The organism is Shewanella intestini, assembly GCF_018221465.1.
Classification (GTDB): Bacteria; Pseudomonadota; Gammaproteobacteria; order Enterobacterales; family Shewanellaceae; genus Shewanella; species Shewanella intestini.
This window is the reverse complement of record NZ_JAAIKR010000008.1, coordinates 78,668-96,101: the sequence shown is the minus strand read 5'-3', so window position 1 is coordinate 96,101 and position 17,434 is coordinate 78,668. Positions and strand designations below refer to the sequence as shown.

The 17,434-nt window shown below is 41.6% G+C and carries 15 protein-coding genes and 1 other RNA gene; 12 read left to right on the top strand and 4 right to left on the bottom strand.

The annotated features are described in order from the left end of the window. From G3R48_RS09880 to G3R48_RS09860, 5 genes are all read left to right on the top strand, one after another. On the top strand, positions 1-1,686 hold the full coding sequence (locus G3R48_RS09880; protein WP_153662857.1) for a helicase HerA domain-containing protein: 1,686 nt from the start codon (positions 1-3) through the stop codon (positions 1,684-1,686). Continuing rightward, positions 1,679-2,257, top strand: coding sequence for a hypothetical protein (locus G3R48_RS09875; protein ID WP_050569011.1), 579 nt, complete (start codon positions 1,679-1,681; stop codon positions 2,255-2,257). Before G3R48_RS09880 ends, G3R48_RS09875 begins: the two co-directional genes overlap by 8 nt. Beyond that, entirely contained in the window at positions 2,254-3,783 is a 1,530-nt protein-coding gene (locus G3R48_RS09870; protein WP_153662855.1) for a serine/threonine-protein kinase, read from the top strand. The genes G3R48_RS09875 and G3R48_RS09870 overlap by 4 nt, the downstream gene beginning before the upstream one ends. A 131-nt stretch (positions 3,784-3,914) precedes the next feature. Further along, positions 3,915-5,309: an AAA family ATPase gene (locus tag G3R48_RS09865; RefSeq protein WP_153662853.1), complete on the top strand. Its 1,395-nt coding sequence runs from the start codon at positions 3,915-3,917 to the stop codon at positions 5,307-5,309. Further along, the gene (locus G3R48_RS09860; RefSeq protein WP_153662851.1) at positions 5,306-6,070 is read left to right on the top strand and encodes a retron system putative HNH endonuclease; all 765 of its coding nucleotides are present in this window, start codon (positions 5,306-5,308) and stop codon (positions 6,068-6,070) included. The genes G3R48_RS09865 and G3R48_RS09860 overlap by 4 nt, the downstream gene beginning before the upstream one ends. Before the next feature lie 73 nt (positions 6,071-6,143). On the opposite strand, the gene G3R48_RS09855 is transcribed toward G3R48_RS09860, so the two are convergent. The 3 genes from G3R48_RS09855 to smpB all read right to left on the bottom strand — a co-directional run bounded on the left by G3R48_RS09855 (position 6,144) and on the right by smpB (position 8,495). Continuing rightward, positions 6,144-7,382 carry an integrase domain-containing protein gene (locus G3R48_RS09855; protein WP_153662849.1) on the bottom strand — a complete coding sequence of 413 codons (1,239 nt, stop codon included), beginning with the start codon at positions 7,380-7,382 and terminating at the stop codon, positions 6,144-6,146. Between the two features lie 196 nt (positions 7,383-7,578). After that, positions 7,579-7,934: a transfer-messenger RNA gene (ssrA, locus tag G3R48_RS09850) on the bottom strand. 72 nt (positions 7,935-8,006) lie between these two features. After that, positions 8,007-8,495, bottom strand: coding sequence for an SsrA-binding protein SmpB (gene smpB / locus G3R48_RS09845; RefSeq protein ID WP_153662847.1), 489 nt, complete (start codon positions 8,493-8,495; stop codon positions 8,007-8,009). Between the two features lie 261 nt (positions 8,496-8,756). Here smpB and G3R48_RS09840 point away from each other — a divergent pair, with 261 nt between their 5' ends. After that, complete coding sequence (locus G3R48_RS09840; protein WP_153662845.1) at positions 8,757-9,194, top strand: SRPBCC family protein; 438 nt, start codon at positions 8,757-8,759, stop codon at positions 9,192-9,194. Continuing rightward, complete coding sequence (locus tag G3R48_RS09835; RefSeq protein ID WP_212593305.1) at positions 9,184-9,519, top strand: RnfH family protein; 336 nt, start codon at positions 9,184-9,186, stop codon at positions 9,517-9,519. The genes G3R48_RS09840 and G3R48_RS09835 overlap by 11 nt, the downstream gene beginning before the upstream one ends. Before the next feature lie 72 nt (positions 9,520-9,591). Here the strand turns inward: G3R48_RS09835 and G3R48_RS09830 are convergent, their stop codons facing one another. Beyond that, the gene (locus tag G3R48_RS09830; protein WP_153663016.1) at positions 9,592-10,104 is read right to left on the bottom strand and encodes an outer membrane protein assembly factor BamE; all 513 of its coding nucleotides are present in this window, start codon (positions 10,102-10,104) and stop codon (positions 9,592-9,594) included. A gap of 261 nt (positions 10,105-10,365) precedes the next feature. Between G3R48_RS09830 and G3R48_RS09825 the strand changes: the two genes are divergently transcribed. From G3R48_RS09825 to aceA, 5 genes are all read left to right on the top strand, one after another. After that, a complete protein-coding gene (locus G3R48_RS09825) occupies positions 10,366-11,196 on the top strand; it encodes an SAM-dependent methyltransferase (RefSeq protein WP_153662843.1) in 831 nt (276 codons plus the stop codon). Positions 11,197-11,292: 96 nt separating this feature from the next. Beyond that, complete coding sequence (locus tag G3R48_RS09820) at positions 11,293-11,505, top strand: hypothetical protein (protein ID WP_153662841.1); 213 nt, start codon at positions 11,293-11,295, stop codon at positions 11,503-11,505. 76 nt (positions 11,506-11,581) lie between these two features. Continuing rightward, positions 11,582-13,270 carry a diguanylate cyclase gene (locus G3R48_RS09815; protein WP_153662839.1) on the top strand — a complete coding sequence of 563 codons (1,689 nt, stop codon included), beginning with the start codon at positions 11,582-11,584 and terminating at the stop codon, positions 13,268-13,270. A 931-nt stretch (positions 13,271-14,201) separates the two neighbouring features. Further along, complete coding sequence (gene aceB / locus G3R48_RS09810) at positions 14,202-15,845, top strand: malate synthase A (RefSeq protein WP_153662837.1); 1,644 nt, start codon at positions 14,202-14,204, stop codon at positions 15,843-15,845. A 66-nt stretch (positions 15,846-15,911) separates the two neighbouring features. Beyond that, positions 15,912-17,237, top strand: coding sequence for an isocitrate lyase (aceA, locus tag G3R48_RS09805; protein ID WP_153662835.1), 1,326 nt, complete (start codon positions 15,912-15,914; stop codon positions 17,235-17,237). Positions 17,238-17,434 lie beyond the last annotated feature (197 nt).

Sequence of the window (17,434 nt, the reverse complement as noted above, 5' to 3'; positions counted from 1 at the left end):
ATGAAACACAGTGTACTAGGCAAATTGGTAGGTAATACCGGTGACGCAAACAAACTCACTATGGTTGTAGAAAACTCTTTCTCTGTGCGAAGAGGAGAGTTTGTCCGGATTATGCACCAAGAGCGAAAAGATGAGCTCGATGTCGCTGTACTGGGCAGGGTAAATAAAATTCATCGCTCAAATATGCTCTTTAATTCGGGCTTCGGGGATAGTGTTACCGAGCTAGAACTGCTCCCTGGCGCCAATATGACGGGCGAGAATATGCATGCCACTATTGAGTTAGTGGGATATCGTGACCCTGCAACGAACCAGATCAAAATTCCTCGTCGTCCTCTTGATCCTGGCGCTAAAGTTGAAACCGTTGATTTTAAGTTCTTAAGTAAGTTCTATGAATTTAAGGAAGATAGTAGCCTTCATCTAGGTAACCTTGTTGGTTATGAAAGAGGTGAAAATACGGTACCGGTATACCTTGATGTCAACAAGCTAGTCACAGAACACATGGCCATTTTGGCGATGACCGGTTCTGGTAAGTCTTATACCGTAGGTAGGATTATCGAGCGGCTGGTTGCCTTTAATAATGGTACCGTTGTGGTGTTCGACCCCCATGGAGAATATGGGCGAGCGTTGTCCAAAGGTGAGCTGCAGTTCAGTGATGGCCTTGATTCTGTAGAAGATAGTCGAGACCAAACCGCCTTACCTGAAATAAAGGCAATGATCGAGAAGCTTCAAGCTGCCGATGCTGGTATTCAGGTTTATACACCCCAAGATGATGCCTTTAATCATAAATATGCTGGTAAGAACCATCCATTGGCGTTGCAGTTTGATAACTTTGAAATGGATGATATTTCAGAGATTTTGCCTGGGCTAACAGAGCCACAGCAACGTGTACTAGATGTCGCGATTCGCTATTGGCGAAGTGTTGATAAGAGTACCCCACGCGATATTAACCGATTGCGCTATTTCTTGGGGGATGGCATCGAAGAGCTGCGTGATTGGGATGACTTATCCGAGGCTGAAGCTAAGGCACTCAACGGACGAAGTGCTGCTGTAGCATCAATGAAGCTTAGCCGTGTTTTGAATGAAGCGAAAAGCTTTTACTCAGCAACAATGAAAGAGCCTACTGATATTTATCAGATGGTTGGTCGAGCTTCGAACCGCAAAGGGCGATTGGTTGTTGTTGATTTACAGGGTTTAAGCGATACCGCTAAACAGGTGGTTTGTGGCTTACTATCCAGTGAGATTCTAAGCGCTGCATCCAGTAAGACAGACAAGACTCGTCCATGCTTTTTGGTATACGAAGAAGGGCATAACTTTGCGCCAGCTGGTGGTAATGCTGTCAGTCACCGCATTATTAAAAAGATTGCCGGTGAGGGTCGTAAATTTGGCGTGGGCTTTGGGATCGTTAGTCAACGTCCATCAAAGCTTGATGCCGATGTGACCTCTCAATGTAATACGCTAATAACCATGCGCTTAAAGAACCCTGATGACCAACGATTCATTGCCAAGGCATCCGACATGGTGAGTAAAGCAGACCTTGATGAGCTATCCAGCCTTTCAACGGGTGAAGCCTTGGTTTGTGGCCGTTCGATACCAGCTCCTCTACTAGTTAAAGTTGGAACCAAAGCACTTATCCATGGCGGTGAGTCGCCAGATGTACTGAGTGTCTGGGAGCGTTTTGATGGCTGATACGGTATCCAAGATCAAAGCGGAGCTAAATCAAAACGCCTTTATCGATAAAACTTTCCCTATGCTAACGGGCTGGGGAGTGAAAGATGAGGATGTATTGGTTCATAGCTTAGGGTGTAGTGTTTGGAACACACTGGGGCACCAGCTTGGTTTTATGGCCGTTGTCGAGGCACCTGCGCCACCTGGTGCAGGTAATGATATTCGTTCAGATTCTGTTTGGTTCTCATACGCGACTCAATCACCAGAAGTAGTCATTGAGTTTGAGCGTTATGATGGTTCAACACCAGATAAGACAAAGCTAATGGCAAAGTTAATGAATCTGTTAGAGGCTTACCATCGCTGGGATAGAAAGCCTTCATTACTTGTGCTTTCTTTTTGGAGTAAAGAAGTGGTTTCTGCGCCGGATATTAGAGAGTTAAATCATTTGGCAAAATATGGCGCGACGAACAGCAAAGGCGTTTTTATTCCGGGTATCGAAGACGCTCAGCTTTTGATTAATCGTTTCTTTTTTGAAGACACCGTAAGCCAAAAATTGTTTCTACAATCTGTTAGCTTTTGGGAGGCGCAATGAATCAAGTAGCAGGACTGTTTTTGCCTAAAGCTAATAAACAGCTTGGGGATAAATATTATTTGCTAGAGTGTTTAGGCGATGGGACCCACGGGTGGGTTTATCGAGCAGAACGACTAGCAGATGGGCAAACCGTCGCAATTAAGATTCCAAAACAAAATTCGCAACCGGATCGTATACTAGCAGAAGGCAAAGAGTTAATAGGGTTAGACCCTCACCCAAACGTGATCCAAGTATTTGAGATGGGGAGAATCGCTTCCGAGAAGCACTTGTACGTGATAGAGATGGAGTACTTTCCAAGCGAAACGTTAGCTCAGAAACTAGAGAATCGTGAGTTTCATTTAAACCGTTCCGAGAAAGCTTTTCCTGGTAACGAGTATGAGTGTGTCGCGGTTAACTCACCTAAATACTATTTCAATGTTTTCGAGCAAGTTCTAGATGCTGTTGATTACCTTTCTGATCTGGTACCACCAATCTCACATGGCGATATCAAGCCGCACAACATACTTATTGGGCAAAATGATCTGGTTAAATTAACAGATTTTGGTAGCTCAGCGTTGCCTTTAGAGTTCTATGTTAGAACGCGTGAAAATGGCGGTACGGTGCTTTATTCAGCGCCGGAGTTTTGTGATTGTGGTTCGCGTAAGGGAACAACGGAAGAGTTGCTTTTTGGGGATGTATATAGCCTAGGTGTGCTGTTGTATCAGCTAATGACGGGGCGCCTACCTCATGATACACAGATTGAGGTGAGGAGCCATGCTCCTTTTGCAAAACCGAGTGAAATCAACTCTGGGGTATGCCCTGAATTAGAAGCTGTGATCTTGAAATGTTTGAACAAGCATCCACAAGATCGTTATGGTTCTATTCAAGCATTGAAAGCTGATTTTCAAGCTTCTAAGCAAAGACAGCATGTCTTCACTGCTCCCAAAAATACTATTAATACGACTAGTACCACTCGAAAAGACTGGTCTAGTGAGGTTACTCAGGCACTAGAAGATACTGATTACAAAGCTGCAGCTAAGACAGCTCAGCTAGAGTATCAGCGCAGCAAAAATAACTATGCACTGTTCCTTCAATGCCACGCTCTTTACCGTGATGAACGTTGGAATGACTTAGAGCAGTTGATAGAAGATAACCACTCTGTCTTCATGAATAGCGGTGATAGTGACATTGAATCTGCACGAGTTATTGCTATAAAAGCCATGTTGAAGTGGCGAAACATTGATCTAGCAAAGGACCTTATTGAGATTGCTCGAATCAATGACGCGGACAACTTCGATGTGTCTTTGTGCCACGCATCATTGCTTGGTCTAAATGCAAGGTACGAGGAAGCCAAAACTGAGCTGGAAAAGCTGAATAAGCTGTTCCCTATGCAAAAGACAATACTAACTCGTTTACTGCAAGTGTGTGAACAGCTCAGAGACTACAACACGTCTGCAGGCTACTTGCGTGCATTACTTCGGTTAGTTAAGTCTGATGAAAAGCTGAATCAGAAGCGACAGCAGTACGAACGGCTAGGCGTTTGGTAATTATTTTGGAATATTAGAGGCTTCCATTTGAAGCCTTTCAAATGTACACAGAGCATTCATGGTGTTAGTGATACAATGAAACAACAGATTGTTGTAATCTCGCACCGACTAGAACAGCTTATGGATAAATCATGAAAATAAACAAATTAAAACTAAAAAACTTCAGAGCATTCAAACAGTTTGAGTGCCAGTTTGGTACTGGTGTTAATGTTCTGGTCGGCCTAAATGGCTTTGGTAAAACCTCAATTCTTGATGCTATTGCGATTGGCTATGGGCAGTTTGCAGGAGGGTTTGAAACAAGCAAAGATCGTGGAATACTGAACGCTGATATTCGTATAGCTAAACATATTGTAGGAGCTGGTGAACTAGAGGCTGGAGATAGCTTAGCGGTTGCTGGGAAGTTTACGATGGAACGTCAATTTCCTGTGGATGTGCAAGTGACCGTTCACGGGGGGGATGACTATCAATTTCCTGATAGCTGGTCACGGTCTAGAAATACACTGAAGGGACAGACAACCCAAGTCAAAGAACTCAAGGCCGTTGCTCAAGACTTGCAGAAGTCTGTGCAGAACAATGAAAAAGTAGTATTACCGCTGTTGAGCTATTACGGCACAGGACGGCTTTGGAAAGAGAAAAGATTAACTGAAAAGAAGAACCCAGCTCACCAAACGAATAGCCGTCTAGATGGTTATTTGGATTGTTTAGATCCTGAATCGACTTATTCTGCATTTGCGCAATGGCTGAGAGTTGAAACGATTGCTGAATATGAAAGAAAAATGCAAATAATTGAGGAGCATGGCCTTGAAGGTGCAGTCGTTCATGGCTCTACAATTAGAGGTAAGCTTTTAAAAGCCATTACTAACGCGGTAAATATTGTCTTGGCTCCTTCTGGATGGTCAAACATTCGATATAGCGCAACAACTAAAGAAGTGATTGCTACACATAAAGATCAAGGTGATGTGCCGGTTTCATACTTGAGTGATGGCGTGCGCAATATGTTAGGAATGGTCGCTGATATTGCCTATAGAGCAGTTAGGCTTAACCCTCACTTAGCGGTAAATGCGGTGAACGAAACAAGTGGTATCGTACTTATTGATGAAGTAGATATGCACTTGCACCCTCAGTGGCAACAGTTAGTTCTTCAGAACCTATCTGAAGCGTTCCCTAAGATACAGTTCATTGTGACCACACACAGTCCTCAAGTGCTCTCTACCGTTAAACAAGAGCAAATTCGAGTATTGCCTGACGTTGCAGCAGGTGAGATTGAAGCGTTACCTCCAATTGGAGAGACGTTAGGAAAGCCTAGTAATTATGTCTTAACACAAACACTTAACGTTGACGCTCGACCTCCACTTCGTCAGGTGGAGCTTTTTGAAGAGTATATGCAGCTGATAAACTCCGGACTAGCAAGGGATGACGAAGCAACGAAGGTGCGTGCGCAATTAGAAGGTTTATTGGGCCAGGAGCACGAAGATTTAGTTCATGCTGATAGAGTGTTGAAGCGCAGGGAGTTGTTGGGTAAATGAGACATATAGATAAGCCTGATAACGCAACCAAGGTAAAGCTTGAACAGGAAATAGAGAACGGTAACCCCACAACGGGTGATGAGGCTACTCGGCACTGGAGGAACTTTAATGGTAAAACTGAGCTTAGCCGTCAATTACTACAGCAACAATACGGACTTTGTTGCTACACAGAACTAAACCTGACGGACTTTGCTCTTGAGCTGAATATGGGAACACATATTGAGCATGAGAAGCCTAAGAGCGCGTTTCCTGAGCAAACTTTTGATTACGGTAACCTGTTACTATGCTCGTTAGCTAGTGAAGACCTAAAGCACTTTTCTGGGCCGCTGCAGTTTGGAGGTCATTTTAAAGGAAATAGTTTTGATGCTGCGACATTTGTATCGCCACATCAGACTAATTGTAGAGATTATTTTATATATTCGTCAGGCAGTGGTGAAATTAGCCCGAACTTAGCATTGCCAGAGGATGAGCAGCAAAAAGCACAATATACGATAGACTTGCTAAACCTAAATGCCCCCTTTTTAAGAGCGGAAAGGCAACAATGGCTAGAGGAAATCGAAGAGTGCTTAGAGCCTCTGATCGACAGTGGCGATCTTCAATCCATCGAGTTATTGGCTGAAACCGAGCTAACTCCGGCGCAAAGGCATAATCCGAAATTGAATTATACTTGTGATCAGCTAAGAAAATTTCACTCAGCGGTTCGAGCTGTGTTTGGTCAGCTAGGGGAGAAGGTTATTCAGCAGCATTGTCCTAGTGTATAGGGAGCTCAAGTATTTAAGCTTATTATTCTCTTAAAGTAGTACATAACCTATTGGCACGGCTAGAACTGTCAGGTTAAATTACTTTCAATTGTTTAGTCCCAGTAACAGAGAGGCTGCCTTGTGCGGCCTCTTCTATATGACCGCTCCACCAGCTCATCATGGGCCGTCTACGCTCTAAAAAATCAGAGCGGTTGTAAGCGGCTCTCACTAAATTTGAATCAACGTGAGATAATGCTGCTTCAATTAGATCTGACTCAAAGCCTTGTTCATTAAGTGTTGTACTTGCCATTGAGCGTAGTCCATGGCTAACCAGTTTCCCTCCAAACCCCATTCGTTTTAATGCCATATTTGCAGTTTGGGAATTACAGTGAGTTTTGGGATTTCTATCAGATGGGAATATATATTCTCGGTGGCCACTTATCGGTTTAATAGCTTTTAGGATACCAAGCATTTGCTCCGTTAGTGGAATGACGTGCTCTCTGCGCTTTTTCATTTTTTCAGCTGGTATCGTCCAGGTTAAATTATCAAAATCTATTTCTTCCCAACGAGCTGAAGCGGCTTCTGAAGGCCTTGTCATGGTGTGAAACTGCCATTCTATAAGGCATCGAGTAACACGCTTAATGGAAGCTTGTGAAAGCGTTAGCATTAGATTTGGTAACTCCGATGGTGGTAGCGTAGCCATGTTTTCTTTTTTTGGCTTTTTAAAAGCTGAGCGCATGCCAATCAATGGATTCGTATCTATATACCCACAGTTGACACCATAGTTCATGATTTCATTTAGGCGTTGGTTTAAGCGTTTTATTGTTTCTAAATTGCCTTGAGCTTCAATTGGGCGGAATATCTGAATTACTTTAGGAGCTTTGATATCAATTAATGGTACCGCACCAAGTTCGGGGAAAACGTGTCTTTCTAATGAGCGCCATGTTTTAGTTGCATGATCCTCAGTGACTTCATGTTTTTTAATTTCTAGCCATTCGGCAGCTACAAATTTTAAGGTATAGAGTGACTTTTGCTTTAACTTGAATGATTCTTGTTCTCGTTTTTCTTTAGGGTCGATACCACTTGCAACGAGTTCGCGGTATTCGGTTACCGCTTTTCTTGCTTTGGCTAATGACACTTCAGGGTAGGTGCCTAACCCTATATTGACGCGTTTCTTTGTTACAGGGTGATAGTAATTAAAGTTCCAGTGCTTTGAACCGTTAGTTCGCACTCTTAGTTTGAGGCCGTTGCCATCAGATAATGTTTTCTCTTTAGAACCTGGTTTTAGGTTCTTGATTTGAGTGTCAGTCAACGGTGTTGATCTTCTAGCCATAAAATCAAGCTCTCCAGAGGAAGTCGTTAAGCTATAGTATCCCAAAGATAGATGAAAATTCGTTGGGATACTAGCTGGGATACTAAAGTTTTAAGCTTCTATGAAACCTCATAAGACCTTATGACACCGTAAGTCATTGATTTTACGTTTTTCAGGCAATAAAAAAGACGTCCTGAGACGTCTTAATTACTTAATTTGGTGGAGGCGGCGGGATTTGAACCCGCGTCCAGAAAGCCTACATCCAAGGCGCTACATGTTTAGTCTCTCTTTTAATTAACCAATAACACTCCGAAAGACAGGATTATCATTGGCGGGTCCGATACTATTTCGCGGTTCACCCTCGGACAGAGTTCCCTCGCTAGCATGATGTAATATGACCATCAAAATCCACTGCCCATATGCGAAACGTGTGGTTGATGGCTAGCTAGCCTAAGCTGCTAGAGAGTAGTTAGAGTCGTTTGCAACTATAACAGTGCGGCTTTTTACGAGGCCAACCGCCCCTCGACATGCTCCCAGGGTTTCGTGAATCCTGTCGAATCCAGAATCGCCCCCAAAGTTTGTTGATTGTATCGGGTTATTGCGTAAATACCTAATGCATTTCACCAAATCACAATCGTTTGTTCATTATCCGTTCAGTCGGCTCTTTTTCATGACACGAGATTGTTCTACTTTCCACTCACGCTCTTTAGTATCTTGGCGCTTATCGTGATCTTTCTTACCTTTACCTAGGCCGATTTCCACTTTTACCCATGCGCTTTTACGCCAGTAGAGTGAAAGAGGTACTAAGGTATAGCCTTGACGTTCAATTAAGCCTGCAAGTTTGTCAATTTCACTGCGTTTCATTAGCAGTTTTTTGGTACGAATTGGGTCACATACTACATGTGTCGTGGCTGTATTAAGCGGTTGAATGGTACAACCGTGCATGAATGCTTCACCATTTTTGATGAAAACATAACAGTCCGCTAAGGTAACTTTACCCATTCGTAGGGATTTAACTTCCCAGCCTTGCAGTTCTAATCCGGCTTCAACTTTTTCTTCGAATTTAAATTCAAAAGTTGCACGTTTATTACGTGTGATAGTTGCTGGTGGATTTTTTGATTTCTTTTTAGCCATATTCGCGTGGTGTACCCGCTGTTACCCATTTAATTAATTCTGTTTGCTTAACAGATATGGGGGAGAGAATTGTCTATTTCAAGAGATTATACCCAAACGGCTTAAAGAAGCGAGAATATTCACTGCGCAACTGTGATGTGATACCGCCGAATGTAAGTAATATATTTAAAGGTTATTGTGATTGTAATAACGTGTCTAGGGATGCCTTTTTTTTACAACGTGATAAAATCTTGCTCAAACTGATGTGATATGTGAATAAGAATGCCGAAAATTTCTAAGAGTGTATTGGTGGGTTTCAGTGCACTGCAAATGTATAATTTGGTCAATGATGTTGAGTCGTACCACGAGTTTCTTCCTGGCTGTGTTGGCGGTAAAGTGCTTGAGTTTGACGGTGAAACCATGGTGGCCTCTGTTGATGTGAGTAAAGCGGGAATTAAAAAAACGTTTACTACCCGTAATCAAGTCGTTGAAGCCAAATCCATTTCTTTAGAGCTTGAAAATGGCCCATTTAGTTACTTACATGGGTATTGGAAATTTACTGAGTTAACCGAAGAAGCCTGCAAGGTGGAATTTGATTTAGACTTTGAGTTTTCTAATCCATTGGCAGACTTGGCATTTGGTCGGGTATTTAAAGAGTTAATGAATTCAATGGTGAAAGCATTCACCGACAGAGCAAAGGTAATTTATCGTGAGCAATGATACCGACACATTCCCAATTGATGTGATTTACGCGTTACCTGAACAACAAAAAGTGATTAGCGTGAGAGTGGCACCAGGCACAACATGCATTGAGGCGGTAACAAAATCAAATATCGTGGCCTTTTTTCCTGAAATTGACTTAACAAACGTGAAGTTGGGGATTTTTAGTCGCCAAGTGAAGCATCATGAAGTGTTAGTTGCCGGTCAACGGGTCGAAATTTATCGCCCATTAATTGCCGACCCTAAAGATGTGCGTCGTAAGCGGGCTGAGAAAGCCAAAGATGAAGGGCGAATTAATAAGATTACTGGTGCAAAAGTGTCATGAATCGGCTGTCAGGCACAAAAAAAGCAGAAATTAATTTCTGCTTTTTTTATAGCTGATTGTTTAGCTATCGCGTTACGCTTTAGGTTTATTGGTGTTTTGCTTTAAACCTTCTTTTAACTCAACCATTTTCTCTTTTACAAGCGGCTTAGAGTCTGGGCGACCTTCAGGTGTGAGCGGCTCATCATTATTACTGTTAGTTATCGATGGTAGAGCGCCTTGGTCTAATGGCGTATTGAAGTCAGCACTTAACGTGTAATCGCCTTCTACACTAGAAATTTTATCTCCACTAAAGTGTAAAATTAATTCTTTATGAATAATGCTGGCATCACGGCCACTTTTAAAGTGGTAGATGTAGTACCAAGTATCATCAGAAAAGCTGTCGCGAAGTACCGGACGGCCTAAAATATATTCCGCTTGCTCTTTAGTCATGTCGATACGCAGTTGCTCAACCTGTTGAGCTTCCATGTAGTTACCTTGCGGAATATCAGGTTTATAAATTAGGTAGTCGAAAACACTACAACCACTTAACGACATACTTAACACTGCGGCGCTTAAAAGGGTAAGACTTTGTTTTTTGTTAATCATTGTCTGCATTACTTCCTAAATTCTGTCGGCCATCATACCCAAGCAATACCTATCATGACAAGGGGGATTAAACATGTTTGTGTGTTTGAGTCGACCGTGGCAACTAAGTTCATTCTCTTCGGTAAAAAGCCAAAGAAATTTTTAATTATGTTGTTTATATGTTTTGCACTTGTTGTTTTTGTGTGTAGCATGAGTCGGTATCTATTTAAGTGAGGTTCGGTACAAATACCGCATATTGGCAGGGAATAAAAATAGGTTTTTATGGAACAAAAACAGTCTGATACATTAAGTGAAAACGATAAAGGACGGTTAGTGTTTGTCGGCACAGGCTTACAGCTAGCTGGCCATATAAGTGTGCTTAGCCAAAGTTATATTGAACATGCGGATATGGTTTTTTCTTTGGTCCCTGATATTTGTTGTGAACAATGGTTGCGAACATTAAATGCCAATCACTTATCTTTGCAGCCTTATTATGCAAAAGAGGGTGAGATAAAAAATCGTCGCGACACTTATCAGCAAATGGTCAATGCAATTTTAGAGCAAGTTAGGTTAGGGCTAAATGTAGTGGTTGCGTTATATGGTCATCCAGGCGTGTTTGCTTGTGTCTCACATTTAGCGATTAAACAAGCAAAAAAGGAAGGCATTGAGGCAAATATGTTGCCGGGTATTTCCGCTGAGGCTTGTTTGTGGGCAGATTTAGGTATTGATCCTGGGCAATCTGGTCATCAAAGTTATGAAGCCACTCAGTTTATGTTTTATCACCACCAACCTAACCCGAAGACACATTTGTTATTATGGCAAATAGCCCTTGCTGGCGAACATACATTAACGCAATTTGCCACTAGCCGCGATAGGTTGCAGGTGTTGGTCGAGCATCTTCATCAATGGTATCCGCTTGATCATGAAGTGGTGATTTACGAAGCACCTAACTTGCCGCATTTAGCACCACGAATAGATCGGATTGCACTATCAGCATTGCCCGATACACCGTTGACGATGGTCAGTACGCTACTTGTTCCTCCCTCAAGTCCATTAGAAATTAATCATCAAATGTTGGCTAAGCTTGGGATTAGTTCGGCTCAATTAGGCTAGTTGTTATCGGTAATTTGTTGTTAAGGCTATTTTTTGCTAAACCAAGAATAACAAGTTGGTTATTCTTTTATTTTTAAACATCAATAAGGAAATAAAATGTCAACACTCACTGATTTTTTCACAGCATTGAATCAAGATGCCAAAATGCTTGAAAACTATAAAAAAGATCCACGGGCTGTGATGCAACAATATGGCTTATCAGCAGCCGAAATTTCAGCGGTGTTATCTGGTGATGCTAATCAAGTTAAATCATTAACCGGTGATACCCTGATGAAGTCGTATATGTTAATCAGTAACCCGACGCAATAAGGTTACGTTGTTGCGGTTCATTATCGGTTGTCTTTTCGCGTTAATCTGCAGCTTGCCAGTTAACGCGAGTAATAACTTGGATCAAGAGCTCGAAGCGCTTGAGGCTAATCTTAATGTCAATTTACTGGAAACAGAGAAAAAAATAGCCACGCTATTAATTTCCCATAAGCCTTTTTCAGCCCCGCAACGCGCTAAACTATTAATGTTATCAAGCTTAACTTATCTATATAAAGGTGAGTTCTCTAAAGCTGATCAACAACTTAATTCTGCATTAATGTTGCAACCCCCACCGAAATTATTGACTCAAATTTATCTGTATAAAATTACAACTAGTATTGGGCTAGAGAATTATCAGCAAGCCTTCTTGTTGTTAGAAAAAAACCTTGCGCGAATAGAAGCCGGTGACGATAACCAATTAAAAGTGCAGTCATATACGCGTTTATTGAATCTTTACTTAGATCTTGAGGCTTATGACGAGCTCTACTCAACAACCCAAAAAGTATTAGCACTGAATGACGGCCAAGACGTGAAAAGTGAGTGTTATGCACGGCTTTATTTAGGTGTGGCAAATTTGAAGTTAGTTAACTTGTCCGCCGCGTACGATAGCTTTTCGCAAAGCCAGCAATATTGCCATCAACATCAGTTTCCATTAATTGAGGCGTTGTCGATTAAAGGCCAAGCAAACGTGTTATTTGAACAAGGCCGATATGCTGCAGCATTGACTGGATTTTTAGATTCTTTAGCACGCTATCAAGTATTCGACTTTAAAGTTGAAATACATGACAACTGGGCATTTTTGAGTGAGATATACCTTAAACTGGGACAATTAGATGAAGCAAATCATTATGCGCAGTTGGTGTATGCTTTACCTCATGTGCCAATGAATAACAAACCGCAAAAACGGGCTAATGAAGTGTTGTCGATATTGGCAAGCAAAAAACAAGACTTCCAAGCTGCTTATCAGCATCAAGTGGTCGCGCATGCCATTAGCGTTAAATTGATTAATGAACAGAAAATAAAACAAAATGCTTATCATAAAGCTCAGTTTGAAATTGTTGAAAAAACCCGTGAACTAGACAAGCTGGTGCAAGATTACGCGCTATTTTCAAAACAACGTAAAATTCTTAATCAAGAAAAAAGTGCCTCTTATTTGTTTTCAACGGTCTTGGCTGGCACTGCGGTTTTTTTGAGCCTACTGTTGGTTGTTGCTTGGCTGCAACGTAATAAGTTTAAGAAGCAAGCCCATTACGACTTACTTACTGGTGCATATAACCGTCATACTGGCCAAAACATGGCTGAAGAACACTTTATTCAATGCCAAGCTAAAGATAACCATTTTACGGTGCTGCTATTCGACTTAGATTCGATTAAATCCATCAATGAATGCTTTGGACACGCAACTGGCGATTGGGTGTTGAAAAAGGTAGCTGCCATTTTAATCGGTTATTGTCGGCCAAAAGATACCTTTGTGCGGTTAAGTGGCGAAGCCTTTTGCTTATTTTTACCTGATACCAATGTACATGAAGGGCAAGCTTTAGCTGAGAACATTTGTAAAACGGTGGCAGAGATTAAAACTAAATTAACAGGGCATCAATTTGAAATTAATATGCTTGTTGGTATCAGTGAACAGTTAGAACACGATTTAAGTCTAGACCCACTGATTACCCGCGCAGATGCGGCGTTAAATCAAGCTAAGCGTCGAGGTGATGTACAAGTTGTGGTTTATCAAGATGACTTTGAAGCGCGTAAACATCCGCGAGCGTAAAGTTAACTTGTACACTGGCACATCTTCACACCTAAAGACAATAGAGCCACCAATTTATTGACCCGCAAGCACATTGAGCACTCAATTCTTTAATCAAGCAATCAAGCAATCAAGCAATCAAGCAATCAAGCAATCAAGCAATCAAGCAATCAAGCTGGTGTTAACTCGTCAGTTTGGTTTGAGATTGTTGTGTCTTTTGTCAAAATTTCATCGCTGAATTCATTTATATGCAAATTTTTTGAAATAAATGAAAAAAATTAACCTTTCTTATCATTTTTTTTATCTGTTGATCGGGTAACACGACTTTGATATTTCAACATTCATTTCAATGCTTGGAGTAAGTTTACGTTAACGTCAAATTAAAACACTCGTTTAAATTCTGTTTTTAAGTTGCTCATGTTAACTAGCTGATTTATTAGCTTAAAAATATATTCCGTCTACGGTAGTTCAAAACGTTGTCTTTTAATCATCCAACCATGTTTGTGCTGAAATATCGTAAATTTAGTTTTACATTGATTTTTTATATAACGTAATTTAATTACTTTTGTCGTTTAGGGTTAAATGGTCGGACAAATTAGAAGCTAGGTGAGTAAGTTAATGATGAAAATATTTATTTTTAACATTAACTTCTGATTTTAAAGAGTTTTATGTTGTTTATTGTGTTTGGTCATACCAATTTAAATTCCATATTCAGGCGTGTTTTTGCTGCTTTTGTCGCCATTTAGATTGTTGCAATTACAAATGTTTATGGTTACTTTTTAGTTCGAAACAGACATTTGAAAGTTTCTACTTACGGTTTGAGTTAATACTCTAAGGCAGGCATTAAGACCGCTCTTGGCATTAACTTAAATATGATTACCCCATATATAAAGGTGGTCAGTCACAGCAAGTAGATGTTATGGACTTTTACGGCAGCACAAGGGACCTAATTATGACGGCAGAGCAATTAGTCGCTAAATATTCAGCGCAAACGGATGCACCAGTATCATCGCAACTTGCAATTATTGGTGCGCATGTCACGGGGCAAGAACGTATTTTAAACGCTGGAGCAACGGGTTTACTCGAAGCACTTTGTGCCCATTTTGCTGATGAAGTACCAGAACTTCTCAATAAACGTCGTCAAAAGCAAAACCGTATTGATGAAGGCGAACTACCTGATTACTTACCACAAACTCGCGCGATTAGAGATGGTAATTGGTCGATTCGCGGTATCCCGAATGACTTAGTTGACCGCCGCGTTGAAATTACTGGCCCTGTTGATCGTAAGATGATCATTAATGCGCTAAATGCCAATGTAAAAGTGTTTATGGCTGACTTTGAAGACTCGCTGGCCCCAAGTTGGGAAAAAGTGATTCAAGGCCAAATTAATTTACATGATGCTGTTAACGGTGACATTGAATTTACTGCCCCCAATACCGGTAAACATTATCAACTCAATCCAGACCCAGCGGTATTAATTGCCCGTGTTCGAGGCTTACATCTAATAGAAAAACATATTGAATTTAATGGCCAGCCTATTCCTGGTGCCTTAGTTGATTTTGCGCTGTATTTTTATCATAACTACCGCCAATTACTGGCTAAGGGCAGCGGACCATACTTCTATATTCCTAAGCTTGAAAGTCACCTTGAAGCCCGTTGGTGGGCCAAAGTATTTGCCTTTGTTGAAGAGCGTTTTTGCCTTGAGCCTGGCACCATTAAATGTACCTGCTTAATAGAAACCTTACCGGCAGTATTTGAAATGGAAGAGATTTTATATGAGCTACGTTCAAATATTGTTGCCCTTAATTGTGGCCGCTGGGATTACATTTTTAGTTATATTAAAACCCTTAAAAAGCACCCAGATAGAGTGTTACCAGACAGACAAGCTGTCACCATGGACACCCCATTTTTAAGTGCTTATTCACGTCTGTTAATTAAAACCTGTCATAAACGTGGTGCTTTAGCTATGGGGGGCATGGCGGCATTTATTCCTGCTAAAACCGAGCAAGAAAACAACCAAGTATTACAAAAGGTACGGGGTGATAAAGAGTTAGAAGCACGTAATGGACACGACGGTACTTGGGTCGCACATCCCGGATTAGCCGACACCGCAATGGGCATTTTTAATGACTATATCGGTGGTGATAAAACCAATCAATTACACATTACTCGTGATGTCGACGCGCCTATTTCTGCAGCGGAACTGCTTGAGCCTTGTGCGGGTGAGCGAACCGAAACTGGCATGCGCTTAAATATACGCATTGCAGTGCAATACATTGAAGCGTGGATACAAGGCAATGGTTGTGTACCCATTTATGGCTTGATGGAAGACGCGGCAACAGCAGAAATTTCACGCACGTCAATTTGGCAATGGATCCAACATGAGAAAACCCTGTCAAACGGCCAGTTAGTCACTAAAGCACTCTTTCGAGACATGTTGGCACAAGAGCTTATCAATGTTGAAAAAGAGCTGGGCAGTGAGCGCTATCAAGCGAGCAAATTTACTCAAGCCGCGACGCTATTTGAACAAATTACCACATCAGATGAATTGGTCGATTTTTTAACGTTACCGGGTTATGAGCTCTTAACTGCTTAACAAACAACAATATAGGCAAGTAACAATGGATACTTGCGCACTCTACACAAAGGAAGGAGATACACCATGTCTAACACTAACAAGCAACTTACACGTCAACAGCAAATTGATGCGCTAAAAAAGGATTGGGCGGAAAATCCACGTTGGAAAGGTGTTAAGCGTCCGTTTACCGCGGAAGAGGTGGTTAAGCTTCGTGGGTCAATTGTGCCGGAAAACACCATTGCACAACGCGGTGCAGAGAAACTATGGCAATTAGTTAATGGTGGCGCTAAAAAAGGCTACGTTAATTCATTAGGTGCATTGACTGGTGGTCAAGCTGTGCAACAAGCAAAAGCGGGTATTGAAGCCATTTACCTTTCGGGTTGGCAGGTGGCTGCTGATGCCAACCTTGCAGGCACTATGTACCCAGATCAATCACTTTATCCAGCAAACTCTGTTCCTGCTGTTGTTAGCCGCATTAACAATTCGTTCCGCCGTGCTGACCAAATTCAATGGGGCAAAGATATCAACCCTGGTGATGAAAACCATACGGATTATTTCTTGCCGATTGTTGCTGATGCTGAAGCCGGATTTGGCGGCGTGTTAAATGCATTCGAGCTAATGAAATCAATGATTGATGCCGGTGCTGCAGGGGTTCACTTTGAAGACCAATTAGCGTCAGTTAAAAAATGTGGTCACATGGGCGGTAAAGTATTGGTGCCGACTCAAGAAGCGGTGCAAAAACTAGTAGCAGCACGTTTAGCTGCTGATGTTAGCGGTGTAGAAACCTTAGTTATCGCACGTACAGATGCTAACGCGGCAGATTTAATGACCTCAGATTGTGACAGCTATGACCGTGATTTTGTGACTGGTGAGCGCACAGAAGAAGGTTTCTACCGCGTGAATGCCGGTATCGACCAAGCTATTTCGCGTGGTTTAGCTTATGCGCCTTATGCAGATTTAATTTGGTGTGAAACTGCAAAGCCTTGTTTGGAAGAAGCGCAAAAATTTGCTGATGCCATTCATGCTCAATACCCTGATCAGCTATTAGCGTATAACTGCTCACCGTCGTTTAATTGGAAGAAGAACTTGGACGATGCCACTATTGCAAAATTCCAACAAGCGCTTTCAGACATGGGTTATAAGTATCAGTTTATTACCTTAGCGGGTATTCATAACATGTGGTACAACATGTTTGATTTAGCCTATGACTACGCACGCGGTGAAGGCATGAAACATTATGTTGAAAAGGTGCAAGAAGTTGAATTTGCCGCAGCTGAAAAAGGCTACACGTTTGTATCGCATCAACAAGAAGTGGGCACCGGTTACTTTGACCAAGTGACTAATTGTATTCAAGGTGGCAAATCTTCGGTAACGGCATTAACGGGGTCAACTGAAGAAGAGCAGTTTTAATCCTTTGTAATTGTTGCCGCATTTGTTGAACGTATACACATGTGCGGCCACTTAGCAGTATCAAGTTTGGCTTTACTTTCACTTTGTCGCATTGCGACACCTGTTATTCAATTCAATTTATATCAGCACTTATAAATTGATTTGAATATTACCTTTGCAGCTCACCTACAGGCTGCAAAGGATTTTTATCCATTTCA

Excerpts from the sequence above, each read along its gene's own strand:
- aceB (WP_153662837.1), top strand. The coding sequence starts at position 14,202 with ATGACGGCAGAGCAATTAGTCGCTAAATATTCAGCGCAAACGGATGCA.
- G3R48_RS09825 (WP_153662843.1), top strand. The coding sequence starts at position 10,366 with ATGGAACAAAAACAGTCTGATACATTAAGTGAAAACGATAAAGGACGG.
- G3R48_RS09870 (WP_153662855.1), top strand. The coding sequence starts at position 2,254 with ATGAATCAAGTAGCAGGACTGTTTTTGCCTAAAGCTAATAAACAGCTT.
- G3R48_RS09830 (WP_153663016.1), bottom strand. The coding sequence starts at position 10,104 with ATGATTAACAAAAAACAAAGTCTTACCCTTTTAAGCGCCGCAGTGTTA.
- aceA (WP_153662835.1), top strand. The coding sequence starts at position 15,912 with ATGTCTAACACTAACAAGCAACTTACACGTCAACAGCAAATTGATGCG.
- G3R48_RS09860 (WP_153662851.1), top strand. The coding sequence starts at position 5,306 with ATGAGACATATAGATAAGCCTGATAACGCAACCAAGGTAAAGCTTGAA.
- smpB (WP_153662847.1), bottom strand. The coding sequence starts at position 8,495 with ATGGCTAAAAAGAAATCAAAAAATCCACCAGCAACTATCACACGTAAT.
- G3R48_RS09875 (WP_050569011.1), top strand. The coding sequence starts at position 1,679 with ATGGCTGATACGGTATCCAAGATCAAAGCGGAGCTAAATCAAAACGCC.
- G3R48_RS09820 (WP_153662841.1), top strand. The coding sequence starts at position 11,293 with ATGTCAACACTCACTGATTTTTTCACAGCATTGAATCAAGATGCCAAA.
- G3R48_RS09880 (WP_153662857.1), top strand. The coding sequence starts at position 1 with ATGAAACACAGTGTACTAGGCAAATTGGTAGGTAATACCGGTGACGCA.
- G3R48_RS09840 (WP_153662845.1), top strand. The coding sequence starts at position 8,757 with ATGCCGAAAATTTCTAAGAGTGTATTGGTGGGTTTCAGTGCACTGCAA.
- G3R48_RS09855 (WP_153662849.1), bottom strand. The coding sequence starts at position 7,382 with ATGGCTAGAAGATCAACACCGTTGACTGACACTCAAATCAAGAACCTA.
- G3R48_RS09865 (WP_153662853.1), top strand. The coding sequence starts at position 3,915 with ATGAAAATAAACAAATTAAAACTAAAAAACTTCAGAGCATTCAAACAG.